General features: G+C 63.4%; 12 protein-coding genes. 2 read left to right on the forward strand and 10 right to left on the reverse strand.

Translation table 11 applies throughout. The features are described 5' to 3' along the window. Positions 1-2 precede the first annotated feature (2 nt). Positions 3-1,460: an AhpA/YtjB family protein gene (locus QYE47_RS15795; RefSeq protein WP_004576414.1), complete on the forward strand. Its 1,458-nt coding sequence runs from the start codon at positions 3-5 to the stop codon at positions 1,458-1,460. A 411-nt stretch (positions 1,461-1,871) separates the two neighbouring features. On the opposite strand, the gene QYE47_RS15800 is transcribed toward QYE47_RS15795, so the two are convergent. From QYE47_RS15800 to QYE47_RS15840, 9 genes are all read right to left on the reverse strand, one after another. Beyond that, positions 1,872-2,582: a membrane integrity-associated transporter subunit PqiC gene (locus QYE47_RS15800; RefSeq protein WP_019437569.1), complete on the reverse strand. Its 711-nt coding sequence runs from the start codon at positions 2,580-2,582 to the stop codon at positions 1,872-1,874. A gap of 172 nt (positions 2,583-2,754) precedes the next feature. Next, a complete protein-coding gene (parC, locus tag QYE47_RS15805; RefSeq protein ID WP_014592603.1) occupies positions 2,755-5,013 on the reverse strand; it encodes a DNA topoisomerase IV subunit A in 2,259 nt (752 codons plus the stop codon). A gap of 10 nt (positions 5,014-5,023) precedes the next feature. After that, positions 5,024-5,542 carry a TIGR02281 family clan AA aspartic protease gene (locus tag QYE47_RS15810; protein WP_010955495.1) on the reverse strand — a complete coding sequence of 173 codons (519 nt, stop codon included), beginning with the start codon at positions 5,540-5,542 and terminating at the stop codon, positions 5,024-5,026. Further along, positions 5,539-6,525, reverse strand: a complete 987-nt coding sequence (locus QYE47_RS15815; RefSeq protein WP_014592604.1) for an esterase-like activity of phytase family protein — start codon at positions 6,523-6,525, stop codon at positions 5,539-5,541. Before QYE47_RS15815 ends, QYE47_RS15810 begins: the two co-directional genes overlap by 4 nt. Further along, the gene (parE, locus tag QYE47_RS15820) at positions 6,522-8,426 is read right to left on the reverse strand and encodes a DNA topoisomerase IV subunit B (RefSeq protein ID WP_003249486.1); all 1,905 of its coding nucleotides are present in this window, start codon (positions 8,424-8,426) and stop codon (positions 6,522-6,524) included. The genes QYE47_RS15815 and parE overlap by 4 nt, the downstream gene beginning before the upstream one ends. 35 nt (positions 8,427-8,461) lie before the next feature. Next, a complete protein-coding gene (locus QYE47_RS15825; RefSeq protein ID WP_003249484.1) occupies positions 8,462-9,070 on the reverse strand; it encodes a YqiA/YcfP family alpha/beta fold hydrolase in 609 nt (202 codons plus the stop codon). Positions 9,071-9,201: 131 nt separating this feature from the next. Further along, a complete protein-coding gene (gene cpdA / locus QYE47_RS15830) occupies positions 9,202-10,002 on the reverse strand; it encodes a 3',5'-cyclic-AMP phosphodiesterase (RefSeq protein ID WP_014592606.1) in 801 nt (266 codons plus the stop codon). A gap of 85 nt (positions 10,003-10,087) precedes the next feature. Beyond that, on the reverse strand, positions 10,088-10,540 hold the full coding sequence (locus QYE47_RS15835) for a DUF1249 domain-containing protein (RefSeq protein ID WP_003249480.1): 453 nt from the start codon (positions 10,538-10,540) through the stop codon (positions 10,088-10,090). Then, a complete protein-coding gene (locus QYE47_RS15840) occupies positions 10,531-11,148 on the reverse strand; it encodes an NUDIX domain-containing protein (protein ID WP_003249478.1) in 618 nt (205 codons plus the stop codon). Before QYE47_RS15840 ends, QYE47_RS15835 begins: the two co-directional genes overlap by 10 nt. A gap of 185 nt (positions 11,149-11,333) precedes the next feature. Between QYE47_RS15840 and QYE47_RS15845 the strand changes: the two genes are divergently transcribed. Next, the gene (locus QYE47_RS15845; RefSeq protein WP_003249476.1) at positions 11,334-12,080 is read left to right on the forward strand and encodes an RsiV family protein; all 747 of its coding nucleotides are present in this window, start codon (positions 11,334-11,336) and stop codon (positions 12,078-12,080) included. On the opposite strand, the gene cytX is transcribed toward QYE47_RS15845, so the two are convergent. Continuing rightward, a complete protein-coding gene (gene cytX / locus QYE47_RS15850) occupies positions 12,049-13,332 on the reverse strand; it encodes a putative hydroxymethylpyrimidine transporter CytX (RefSeq protein WP_041167102.1) in 1,284 nt (427 codons plus the stop codon). The two genes, QYE47_RS15845 and cytX, sit on opposite strands and share 32 nt — an antisense overlap. Positions 13,333-13,440: the final 108 nt, after the last annotated feature.

Here is a 13,440-nt window from a genome sequence, read left to right on the forward strand (position 1 = left end):
CTGTGAACCGGCCCACGCCAGTCAAACCAGACAATTTCTTCCTGATGATCTATCGCGCCCTGAGTCAACGTCGCGTGCCGCTGGCACTGCGCATCGCCTGCACCAACATTTTCCTGGTGGCGCTGGCGCTGGTGATCTACGCCTGCGTGATGGGCCTGCAGTTCAAGCAGGCCATGCATGAGCAGGCCGATGCCTTGGGCCAGAGCCTGACCACCCAGACGGCCACATCGGCAACCGAGCTGCTGGTGTCCAATGACATCCTCAGCCTCAACGTGCTACTGGGCAACCTGGTTAAAAACCCGCTGGTGGCCCATGCGGCAATCTACAGCGTGGATAACCGCATCCTCGCCGAAGCCGGCCAGCGCCCGCGCAACAGCCTGCTGGGCGAGGCCGAAGGCCTGTACCAGACCAAAATCACGTTCCAGGACGTGACGGCCGGGCAGCTGCGCATAAGCCTGGACATGAGCCAGTTCCAGCAACCGATGCTGATCAGCCTGCAGAGCATGGGCATTCTGGCCGCTATCCTGCTGGCCCTGGCCTTGGCCCTCAGCTTGCGTCAGGGCCGCTTCATCACCCTGCCACTGCTGCAGCTGCGGGTATGGCTGCGCGACCCGCAGCCCTATACCCCGGCCACCGACCGCCAGGACGAAATTGGCGACATCGCCCGCCAGCTGCATGCACGCCTGGCCCCGCCTCCGCCCCCGGAGCCGGAGCCTGAGGAAGAAGACGACGAGCAGTTCGACGACCTGCCCGCCGCTGCCCCGGCACCCAAGGCCGTACCGCGCGCCAAGGCTGCCCTGGAAGACGAGGATGACGACGAGGCCTTCGCCGGCCTGTTGGACGACGACACTGCACCCAAGGCCGCCGCAGAGGTCGAGTCCGACGAACCGCAGTACAGCGCCGTACTTGCCGTGCAGCTGGGCTCGCAGGAGCAACTGCGTCGCCTGCCACGCACACGCCTGGCCGAGCTGACCGAGCGCTACCGCGATTGCCTGGAGCACGCAGCCTCGCTCTACGACGGTGAAACCCACACGCTGAACGACGGCAGCACCTTGGTGCTGTTCCACAGCCGCGAGTGTGGCGAGGACTACCTGACCAACGCCATTTGCTGTGGCGAACTGTTGCGCGCCCTGGGCCACGCCCTGCAGATTGAGGTAGCTGACAGCGGCATTACCCTGCAACTGCAGCTAGGCCTGGTCTTGGGCAACGACCTGCATGGGCTGGAACTGGTTGACCTGCTGATGGCCGAGAAGGTCCAGGATGCCCTGGCACTGTCGCAGCACAGCCGTAACCTGTTGCTGGTGGAGCGGCAGATCAACGATGACGCCCTGATTCGCCAGCGTGCACGTATTCGCCCGATCGCCAGCCCCGAAGGCGCCTGCTGTGTGGAGCGACTGATGGAGCCCTACCCGTCAATGCTGGAACGGCAACTGGCGCGCATGCATGAGCACCGCGCCTGACAGGCATACGCTGCATCTACAGCGCATGTCTTGTGCCAGGCTGGTTTCCTTGCGACCACCTGCCTGGCGCAAGATGCAGCCAATAGCGCCCCCCGGTAGGAGCGGGTTTACCCGCGAATACGGTAGCAGCGGCAACGGTGAACGGCGGGTGGAAATTGGCCAACAGGCCTGGCCTCTTCGCGGGTAAACCCGCCCCTACGGCGGCCTGTGTCCAACCTCCGATGTGTGTCCCCCCCGATCAGGTGTAGGAGCGGGTTTACCCGCGAATACGGTAGCGGCGGCAACGGTGAACGGCAGGTAGAAATTGGCCAGCAGGGCCGGCCTCTTCGCGGGTAAACCCGCTCCTACGAAGACCGGCAGATACAAAAAAGCCCGCAGCGAATGCGGGCTTTGTCGTATCTGGCCATTTGATCAGAACCGATAAACTTCCATATCGGTGCGAATCGGCGAGGCCATCGGGATTTTGGGTTTCTCCGGCCCCTTCTTCACCTGCGTCGGTGCAGCGGGCTTTTTCGGTGCCTCTTCGGCAATCGCCGGCTGGTTGGCCAGCGGCTTCACCGCTGTGCTCAGCTGTTCGGCCAGCTTCTGCAGCAGTTGGCCCTGAGCCTGCACCTGCGACGACTCACTGCCCTCGTGCTGCTGCTCGAGGTGGATGATACGGTTGTCACGCACATGGCCACGGCGGTCAAGCAGACGCCACTGGGCATCCAGGATGGCCGGCTGGTTCTTGCCCGAGTCCAGGCGTGTAATCGACAACAGCACTTGCACGTCCGGGCTGAAGCCTGCAGTCGCCGGGGCCAGTACTACGCGTTGGCTGTCCAGACGCCAAGCCAATTGACGCACCAGCAGCTGGTCGATATCCGATGAAAGGCTGCCAGCCCAACGACCATCGGTCGCCGCGCTCAGGCTGCCATCAGGTTGACGCTGCAGGAATGTCTCACGCTGAAGGTAATCGGCCACCGATACCGGGCCGAGCACCACGGCCATGCCCGCACTCTGCGACGGCTGGCCAGGATCACCACTGTCGAGCTGATACAGGGCAACCGGCTGATGCATGGTGCACCCGCCAAGGCCCAGCAGGCCAGTCATCAACAGCGCAAATGGAAGGCGCAGAAATTTCATCATCCCATCCAGGCGGCTGCCACAAGGCACACCGCAGTGATACATGTAGATTCAAACGGGCACACGGCCACGCCGGCACCGCAAGGGGCATATCATCCGCGAAATAACCGTCCGACTCCAGCATTTCTGCCCGAAACGGCGTTGAAATTGCCGTTCCAGACATTACAACCGGTTATGTCGGCACTTCCACCTGCAACCCATCGACGCGCTGGAACCCGCGTGGCAGCTTGCTGCCGCGTCGACCGCGCTCGCCCTTGTAGTGCTCCAGGTCGTCCGCCTTCAAAGACAGGGTACGCTTGCCGGCCTGCAATACAAGGGTCGCGCCTTCGGGAATCACGGCCAGATCGGTAACAAATTCTTCACGGCTGGCCACCCGGTCACCCGGCACGCCAATGATCTTGTTGCCCTTGCCTTTACCCAGCTGCGGCAAGTCGCTGACCTTGAACACCAGCAGGCGGCCTTCGGTGGTCACCGCCGCCAACCAGTCCTGCTCGCGATCAGCCACTGGACGCGGGGTCATGACCTTGGCCCCGTTGGGCAAGCTGAGCAAGCCCTTGCCGGCCTTGTTCTTGGCCTGCAGGTCTTCACCCTTGACCACGAAGCCGTAACCGGCATCCGAAGCCACCACGTACAGCGCATCGTCGTCAGGCAACAACACACATTCGAAAGTCGCCCCCGGTGGCGGCGTCAGACGGCCAGTCAGCGGCTCGCCCTGGCCACGCGCCGATGGCAGGCTGTGGGCCGCCAGCGAGTAGCTGCGACCGGTGGAATCGATAAGCACGGCAAACTGGTTGGAACGCCCCGCAGCAGCAGCCTTGAAGCCGTCGCCGGCCTTGTAGGAAAGGCCAGTGGCGTCGATATCGTGGCCCTTGGCGCAGCGCACCCAGCCCTTCTCCGACAGCACCACGGTGACGGGCTCGGTCGGCATCAGCTCGTTTTCCGACAGCGCCTTGGCTTCAGCACGCGCTACGATCGGCGAGCGACGATCATCGCCATAGGTTTCGGCATCCTTGATCAGCTCGCTGCGCACCAGCTTGCGCAGTTTGGCCTCGCTCCCCAGCAAGGCCTGCAGCTTGGCTTGCTCTTTCAGCAACTCATCCTGCTCACCGCGGATCTTCATCTCTTCCAGGCGCGCCAACTGCCGCAGGCGGGTCTCGAGGATGTAGTCGGCCTGGATCTCGGTCAGCTCGAAACGTTCGATCAGGGCCTGCTTGGGGTATTCCTCAGTACGGATGATGTGGATCACTTCATCCAGGTTGAGGAATGCGGTGAGCAAACCGTCCAACAGGTGCAGACGCTTCTCGACCTTATCCAGACGGTGCTGCAGGCGGCGACGAACGGTATTGGTACGGAATTCCAGCCACTCCACCAATATGGTTCGCAGGTTTTTCAACTGCGGCCGGCCGTCCAGGCCGATGATATTCACGTTGACCCGATAGGTGCTTTCCAGGTCGGTGGTAGCGAACAGGTGCTGCATCAGCTCGTCGACATCGACGCGGTTGGATCGCGGGATGATGACAATACGGCACGGGTTCTCGTGGTCCGACTCGTCGCGCAGGTCGGCGACCATCGGCAGCTTCTTGGCCTGCATCTGCGCGGCAATCTGCTCCAGCACTTTGGCCCCGGAGACCTGGTGCGGCAGCGCAGTGACGACGATGTCGCCATCCTCGACGCGGTACACGGCGCGCATGCGGATCGAGCCGCGGCCGCTTTCGTACATCTTGAGAATTTCAGCCCGCGGCGTGACGATCTCTGCCTCGGTCGGGTAATCCGGCCCCTGGATGTGCTCGCACAACTGCTCGACGGTTGCCTTGGGCTCATCGAGCAGTCGCACACAGGCACTGGCCACCTCTCGCAGGTTGTGCGGCGGCACGTCGGTGGCCATGCCCACGGCGATACCAGTGGTACCGTTGAGCAGGATGTTGGGCAGGCGCGCAGGCAGCACGGCTGGCTCCTGCAACGTGCCATCGAAGTTCGGCACCCAGTCCACGGTGCCCTGGCCGACTTCGCTGAGCAGCACTTCAGCGTAGCGCGACAGCCGCGCCTCGGTGTAGCGCATGGCGGCGAACGACTTCGGATCATCCGGCGCACCCCAGTTGCCCTGGCCATCGACCAGGGTGTAGCGGTAGCTGAACGGCTGCGCCATCAGCACCATGGCCTCGTAGCAGGCCGAATCGCCATGGGGATGGAACTTGCCGAGCACGTCACCGACGGTACGTGCCGACTTCTTGTGCTTGGCATCGGCATCGAGCCCCAACTCGCTCATGGCGTAGACGATGCGTCGCTGCACCGGCTTCAGGCCGTCGCCGATGTGCGGCAGGGCACGGTCCATGATCACGTACATGGAGTAGTTGAGGTAGGCCTGTTCGGTGAAGTCAGCCAGCGAGCGGCGTTCTACGCCGTCCAGGCTGAGTTCCAGTGAGTCGCTCATGCGGGCCTCGTCATTTCAGGTTCTGGCGCAGCAGCATGGTGCCACCGCGCTGGGTAAATTCAAGTTGTTGCAGGGCACTCATACCCAGCAGTACGGTGGACCCATCCAGGCCCGGCACCACGATGGCGCGCACGTTCTGCAGGCGGATATCGCCCAGTTGCAGGCTGGTCAGGCGCGTGCGGTAGCCTTCGGTGCGGCCGTTGGCGGTGCTCAGTAGTACCGGGCTACCGCGCTCCAGGCTCAGTTCATGAGCCAACGCCTCCGGGATCGCCACGTCGGTGGCGCCGGTGTCGAGCATGAAATGCACCACCTGGCCGTTGATGGCACCATCCACCACGAAGTGGCCCTGGCCATTACTCAGCAGGCGCACTTCGATAAAGCCTTGACCATGCTCGGATTGCACCTGGCGGTTGGGGTTACGCTGGCTGTCTTCCCACTGGCCGAAAAAGCGCGTGGCAAGAAACAGCGCCGCCGCCCAGGCGACGATCATCAGTAACTTGCCCGCGCGCTTGCCCGGCGCCTGGCTCATGGTTTGGCGCTCCAGCCGCCTTCCGGTGCGTCGAAGCGCCAGACGACCGGGCGGGTTTCACCGTCGGCACGGGCGCCGTTGTTGTTGTCCAGGCCAATCCAGGCGCCCTTGGCATCGATCACCAGTGCTTCAGCCAGGCCAAACGGCTGCGCGTAGCGCCGTGACTCGACCAGCGCATCTGCAGCGAACGACCAGCAACGCTCAACCTTGCCACTGTCGACATCACGTCGGCACACCCGGTAGGCGTTACGTTCGAGGGTAAATAGCTTGCCCTCGAACCAGGCCAGGTCAGCGAAGTCGCGCGACAGTGCCCTGGCATTGGGCATCTGTGCGGGTTGCATTTCGACCCCCGCCTCGCTCAGCAGCACGCAACCACGCCCGCAGGTCCAGACCGACTGCTGGCGCTCGATGGCCACCAGGCCACGGCGCTCACGCTCGGCAGCCAGCCACAGGCGGTCACCCGCCGGGTTGATCGCCAGGCCTTCGAACAGGGCATTGAAGTTCAGCAGCATGCCGCTTGCCCGGGCCTGGCGCACCATGGCCGAGTCGATCCTCAACCAGTCCGGCTCGCCTTCCAGCGGCAATTGCAGCACCGCGGCATGCGCCTCGCTGACCAGATAGAGGTTACCCGCCTGATCACAGGTGATACCTTCGAAATCCAGCTCGCCACCGCGAATGTACGATGCCGCCCAGTTGCGCGACTTCAACCCCCATGGCAGGCCGCTTTCAGGGACAGCCGGCGGGGTGAAGGTAAGCGGCTGCGCGCGCCAGGTCGGGCTCTGCTGATCGAAGCGGTAGATACGGTCGTCGTCACGGTCGGACACGCCCCACAACCCGCCCCGGCATTCCACCAGGCCCGACAGGTTGCCACCGCGCATACCGTCGATCGGGTGCTCGGCTGTCATCTTCAGCTCTGGCCAGTTGCCCGCCAGACAGGGCAGGGCAACCAGCGTCAGGCAAACGGCAAGTACTTGCCGAATCAAACCATGACCTCGGCCAGGTTACCCTTGGTTTCCAGCCAACTCTTGCGGTCACCGGCGCGCTTCTTGGCCAGCAGCTTGTCCATCAGCTCGCAGGTGGCTTCTACGTCGTCCAGGGTCAGCTGCACCAGGCGCCGGGTGTTCGGGTCCATGGTGGTTTCGCGCAACTGCGGCGGGTTCATCTCGCCCAGGCCTTTGAAGCGTGTTACCTGCGGCTTGCCGCGTTTCTTCTCGGCCACCAGGCGGTCGAGGATGCCGTCACGTTCGGCTTCGTCGAGGGCGTAGTAGATTTCCTTGCCCAGGTCGATGCGGTACAGGGGCGGCATGGCCACATAAACATGCCCAGCTTCGACCAGTGCCCGGAAGTGCTGAACAAACAGCGCACACAGCAGCGTGGCGATGTGCAGACCATCGGAGTCAGCGTCGGCGAGGATGCAAATCTTGCCATAGCGCAGCTGCGCAAGGTCGGTTGCCCCCGGATCGACGCCAATGGCCACGGCAATGTTGTGCACTTCCTGGCTGGCCAGGACTTCGCCACCGTCCACTTCCCAGGTGTTGAGGATCTTGCCGCGCAGCGGCAGGATGGCCTGGAATTCCTTGTCCCGCGCCTGCTTGGCCGAACCACCGGCCGAGTCACCCTCGACCAGGAACAACTCGGCACGCATCGGGTCCTGGCCCGCACAATCGGCCAGCTTGCCGGGCAATGCCGGGCCCTGGGTGATGCGCTTGCGCTCGACCTTCTTGCTGGCCTTGAGGCGGCGCCCGGCGTTGCTGATGGCCAGTTCTGCCAGTTGCATGCCCAGTTCGGGGTGGGCGTTGAGCCACAGGCTGAAAGCATCCTTGACAACACCGGAGACGAACGCGGCGGCCTCGCGTGATGACAGGCGCTCTTTGGTCTGCCCGGAGAACTGCGGGTCCTGCATCTTCATCGACAGTACGAAGGTGATGCGCTCCCAAACGTCTTCCGGTGCCAGCTTCACCCCGCGCGGCAGCAAGTTGCGGAACTCGCAGAACTCACGCATGGCATCCAGCAAGCCTTGGCGCAGGCCGTTGACGTGGGTGCCGCCCTGGGCGGTGGGGATCAGGTTGACGTAGCTTTCCTGAATGCTGTCGCCGCCTTCGGGCAGCCACAGTAAAGCCCAGTCAACCGCTTCCTTGTTACCCGCCAGGCTGCCACAGAACGGCTCGTCGGGCAGGCGCTGGAATTCGTTGACCGAGTCGACCAGGTAGGAGCGCAGGCCATCCTCGTAGTGCCATTCCACCTTTTCGCCGCTGGCCTTGTCCTCGAAGCTGACCAGCAGCCCCGGGCACAATACCGCCTTGGCCTTGAGCACGTGCTTGAGGCGGCTGATGGAAAACTTGGGCGAGTCGAAGTACTTCGGGTCGGGGCTGAAGTACACGCTGGTGCCGGTGTTGCGCTTGCCGACCGAGCCGACCACTTCCAGCTCGCTGGCCTTGAAGCCATCGGCAAAGGTCATCTGGTACTCATTGCCGTCACGCTTGACGCGCACACGCACCTGCGTCGACAGGGCGTTGACCACCGAGATACCCACCCCGTGCAGGCCGCCGGAAAACTGATAGTTCTTGTTGGAGAACTTGCCGCCGGCGTGCAGCTTGGTGAGAATCAGCTCGACCCCGGACACGCCCTCTTCCGGATGGATGTCCACCGGCATGCCGCGGCCGTCGTCGCTGACTTCCAGCGAATGGTCGGCATGCAGGATGACCTGCACCGAACGCGCGTGGCCGGCCAGTGCTTCGTCGACACTGTTGTCGATGACTTCCTGGGCCAGGTGGTTGGGGCGGCTGGTATCGGTGTACATGCCCGGCCGCTTGCGGACCGGATCAAGGCCCGAGAGGACTTCGATGGCGTCTGCGTTATAGGCGCTAGCGCTGGGATTGGCCATAGGGTCTCGTCGTCAGTCTGGTGAATGCAAAAAAGTCAAAATACAGAAAAATCGAGCGCCGCATACTGCCCACGGGCAATGCCGGCGAAGGCCAGCAGTGCCGGCAGGCGCTCGGCGAAGCCCTGGAAGCTGTGATCGCCACCGGCCTGGATACGCAGGGCACAAGCACGGTAATAGCGCTCGGCATGTCGATAGTCCAGGGTTTCATCGGCGGTCTGCAGCCACACTTGATAGCGGTCGGCATCGGCCGGGGCCGCGACTTCCAGCTCGGCCAGGGCCTGCACGTGATCGTGGGTCAGCTCCCAGGTTTCACCGCTGTAATGGTTGCGCTGGGTGCCCAGGTAACCGTCGAAATGCTTGTGCGGGGTTACCGCCGGGTTGACCAGCAGGGCCTTGAGGCCATGGCGCTCAGCCAGATGGGTGGCATAGTAGCCGCCGAGCGAACTGCCCACCAGCAGTGGCGCCCCCAGTTCGGCGATGGCCGCTTCGAGCTGGACCATGGCTTGCCGTGGGTGGTGGTGCAGGGCCGGCACTCGCAGCTGGTCGGCCAGGCCGAGCTGCTGCATGACTGCCTCCAGCTGACGCGCCTTGGTCGAAAGCGGCGAGCTGTTGAAGCCATGGATATAGAGGATGGAACCCGACATGCTGCCCCCGGAATCTGTGGCTTCGCGCCTGATAATGCGGGCGCAGGGACGCGCAGTGTAGCGCGTTCGCCGGGTTTTGACGCAGTGCCACGGATTTCGCAATACATTTCCGGCAGGCCGACGCGGCCTGCTCAATACCCTGGGCTATCGAAGTCGAGCTTCACCTCGAAATCCAGCGCCCGCTCCACCCCGGTCTCCAGCCGCCCGTCGGCATGCAGGCGCAACCAGCGGTACCCCGGATGCTCTTCGCTCACCTGGAAGTCTTCGCTGCGCGCCGCGAACTGAATGCAGGTCGACGGCGTGGCCAACAGGCGCCTCCCCTCTCGGACCTCATCCCATTCCTGGTGCACATGCCCCCATAGCAAAGCCCGTACCTGTGGATATCCTTCAACGATATCGAACAGCGCCTGGGCATTGCGCAAGCCGATCGGCGCGATCCAGGCGCATCCGATGTCCACTGGCTGATGGTGGAAGCACACCAGGCAATGCCGCTCGCCGGCCTCTTTCAAGGCGGCTTCCAGTACGGCCAGCTGGTCATCTTGCAGAAACCCGTGGGTAGCACCCTGCACGGCGGTGTTGAGCATGACCACCCGCCACGCGCCGATATCGGTCACCGCCTGCACCAGTTCCGGCGCCACCTGCGCCATCACCTGAGCCTCGTCATGGTTGCCCGGCAGCCAGCGAGTGGGTACGCCAAACGGTGCGGTCAGCTCACGAAACGCTTCATAGGATGCCACGCTGGCATCCTGGGACAGGTCGCCCGTGCACAGCAGCAAGTCGACAAGCGGCTGCTCGCGCCGCACCTGGGCCACCACGTGGCGCAGGCTGTCTCGGGTCTTGAGGCCCAGCATGCTGCCAGCCGGGTCGGCGAACAGGTGGGCATCGGTCAGTTGCACCACATGCACGGGGCGGGATTGGTCTGGCGGCGACAACGGCCATCTCCTCGAATGGATTCAGCGGGAATTATGGCTGTGCGACGGTGACGAGCAAACACCCGCAACCGACTCACGTCACAATTCAGCGAACACTTGCCAGTTCGTGGCCGCAGGCCAGGCAGTGGCTGAGCCATTCACCCAGGAACAGGTTGAGCTGGGCCTTTTCGTCCGGCTGATGCATGGCGTCGTTCGGATACGGGTAGATGCTGCGCAGGCGCCGGGTGTGTTCGGCGCTGACCACTTCGGCCATGCGTGCATCGTGATACACCTGCACTTCCAGGTGTGGCACTGGCAACCACGGCAGGCTGTGTTCCTGCCGCACATGCAGGGTGGTGGTATACGGGCAGGCCAGCACCACGTCGAGCACCAGCACGCCAAGCATCTGGTCACCCTGGGTCATGCCGATGCGGCGCGAGCTCTGGGTGGTGCGCATGTCGGGCAACAAGCGCATCAGCCGGGCATAGTTGGCCTCGCAGGCTGCCTGCAGCCCGACCAGGTCAACTCGATAGCGCTCGCGCAGCAGGTTCACTTCCACATACCTCTTACTTCGTCACGGTTCAGCGCCAACCATTGCAGGCCAATGATGGTGGCCGCATTGCAGATGCGCCCGTCGCGCACCGCCTGCAGGGCATCCTCGAACGCCCACACGCGTACACGAATGTCTTCGCCCTCTTCCTCCAGGCCATGCAGCCCTCCCGCGCCCTCGCTGCTGCAACGGCCGAGGAACAGGTGAACGTATTCGTCACTGCCGCCAGGCGACGGGAAGTAGCGGGTCATCGGCCAAAGGGCGCTGAAGGTCAGGCCGGCTTCTTCTTCAGCCTCGCGATGGGCGACTTCCTCGGGCTGCTCGTCTTTGTCGATCAGCCCGGCAACCATCTCGATCAGCCAAGGGTTGGCGACCTTATCCAGTGCGCCCACGCGGAACTGCTCGATCAGCACCACTTCGTCGCGCGCAGGGTCGTACGGCAGCACGCATACCGCATCGTGGCGCACAAACAGTTCGCGACTGATCTCGCGCCCCATGCCCCCGGCAAATAGCTCGTGGCGCAGGCGTAACTTGTCGAGCTTGTAAAAGCCCTGGAAGCAATTGGCCCGCTCGATGATTTCGAAGCCCTTGGGCACAGCGTTCAACGCGTCTGACATGGAAATCCTCATTACCTCGAATACTGCTTCGCGCCATCCTACTCCGCACGCCTGTTGGTTTCACCCCTTTCCAGCAACCGCTGGCGCACTCGGGACAGCAGCCCTTCACTCTGTTAGCTTAGTGGCGAACTGAAGGCCGCGCAGACGGTCAAAGGCCGACTTTTCCCTGTTCTGCAAGGATCATCATGACACTTGTCAAACTGACTTCCGTGGCCGTGCTGGCACTCGCTCTGGGCGCCTGCCAGAGCCTGTTCACGCCCAACTACCGGGCCCCGCTCGAGGTCAAGCGCGACGCCTGGGAGCATGTCAAACCCGGCTGCAGCGAGAGCGACTGCCCGCTGGTGAACATCGACATGATCCACTTCCCGGCCCTGCCCAAGCTCGACGGCATCGTCGAAAAACGCCTGCTGCAACTGACCGAAGACAATCAGCATGGCACCGCACCAGCCACCCTGCAGGCCTACGAACAGCAATATCTGGCCAGTGCCGACAAACGTAACAGCAGCTACTTGCAAGCCAAGGTACGCGAGCAGCATGACGGGCTGGTGATCATCGAGTTGTCCAGCTACCTGGACAGCGGTGGCGCCCACGGCATGCCCGGGCGCGGCTTCATCAACTATTCACGCAAACTGGACAAGGTGCTGACCCTGCAGGACATGCTGGTGCCCGGCCAGGAAGACACCTTCTGGAAAACCGTCGAAGAATCGCACCGTGCCTGGCTGATGAGCGTGGGTATGGACAAGGATGCCGAGTTCGTCAAGACCTGGCCGTTCAAGAAATCGCCGCACGTCGCCCTGACGTACGGCGCGGTAGTGGTCAAGTACGAGGTCTATGCCATCGCGCCCTACTCCATGGGCCACGTGGAACTGAAGATCCCCTACCCGCGCCTGAATGGCGTACTCAAGCCTGAACTGTTTCCCGGCCGCGGCTGAGGCTTAGCAGCCCATGCAGCACACCTGCCAGCAGCAATGCGGGCAGGGTAGCGCCCAGTTCAGGCGCCTTGGCGGCAATCAGGTGATAGGCCACCGCCCCGGCAAACCAGGCCACCAACGCCTGCCAGTGCAAGCCATTGACCTGTGCTGGCAGACGGCGTCGACGGACCACGTAGTGGTCCATCAACACCACGCCGAACAGCGGTGCGAACACCGAACCGATCAGCAACAGGAAGTTTTCGTACTGTGCCAGTGGCGCCAACAGGGCGATCAGGGTGCACAACACGCCGATGGCCAACGCCAGGTGCTCGACCTTCAGCGGTAGCAGCACACCGGTGGAAACCGCCGCCGAGTGGATGTCGGCGAAGGCCTTTTCCGACTCGTCCAGCAGAATAAGCAGCAGCGGAATCCCCATGCCGGCGCCCGCCAGGGCCAGCAGCAAGGCATTGACTTCGCCATTGGCGGCGAACGCCAGCGTGTACGCCACGCCCAGGCTCATCAGCCAGGTGTTGCCGATGAAGTATCCCACTACCGTACCGCCGAACACATGCCTGCCATTGCGGGCAAAGCGAGAGTAGTCCGCGATCAGCGGCAGCCAGGACAGCGGCATGGCGATGACGATATCGAAGCCAACCGCCAGCGACATCGAACCATCCCCGGCACGGTTCCACAGCTCCGCCAGGTCGGCCTTGGCGAACAGGTTCCAGGTCAGCCACAGACAGGCGCCCAGCAACAACCAGATGCCCCAGGCGCGCAGCACCTTGCGCACGAAGGCCAGTGGCCCGCTGACAGCCAGCAGGGTGGCCAGGGCACCGAAGCACAGCGTCCAGAGCATGGGGCTGTTCCAGGCACTGTCCTCACCGAACGCTCGCGCACCCAGCAAGCTGGCAGCATCGCGCATGACGATGATCTCGAAAGCGCCCCAACCCACCAGTTGCAGCAAGTTGAGCAGCGCCGGCAAGCGCGCGCCATGGCTGCCCAGGCTGAGTTTCAGGGTGCCCATGGCGGACAGCCCGGTGTCGCTGCCAATAACCCCCGCCGCCCCCAGCAACAGCACACCGACACCGGTGCCCAGAGCGATGGCCAGCACCGCGCCAGCAAGGCCCAGGCCTGGCGCCAGCATGGCGCCGACCTGCAGCACCATCAGGCCGATGCCGAGGGAAAACCACAGTGAAAACAGGTCGCGAGCACCGAAGATGCGCTGCTGGATGGGGATTGGATGGTCGGGAGAGAACTGGCTGGGTGATGTCATGGTCATGTCCGCAGGAGTGATGTTAAGTGGCATACACCACCCTGTGGGAGCGGGCTTGCCCGCGAACACCGGCAAAGCCGGTGCCATGCACCGCAGTGCTTGCTTCGC

This window comes from Pseudomonas sp. 2,4-D (genome assembly GCF_030418155.1).
Classification (GTDB): Bacteria; Pseudomonadota; Gammaproteobacteria; order Pseudomonadales; family Pseudomonadaceae; genus Aquipseudomonas; species Aquipseudomonas alloputida.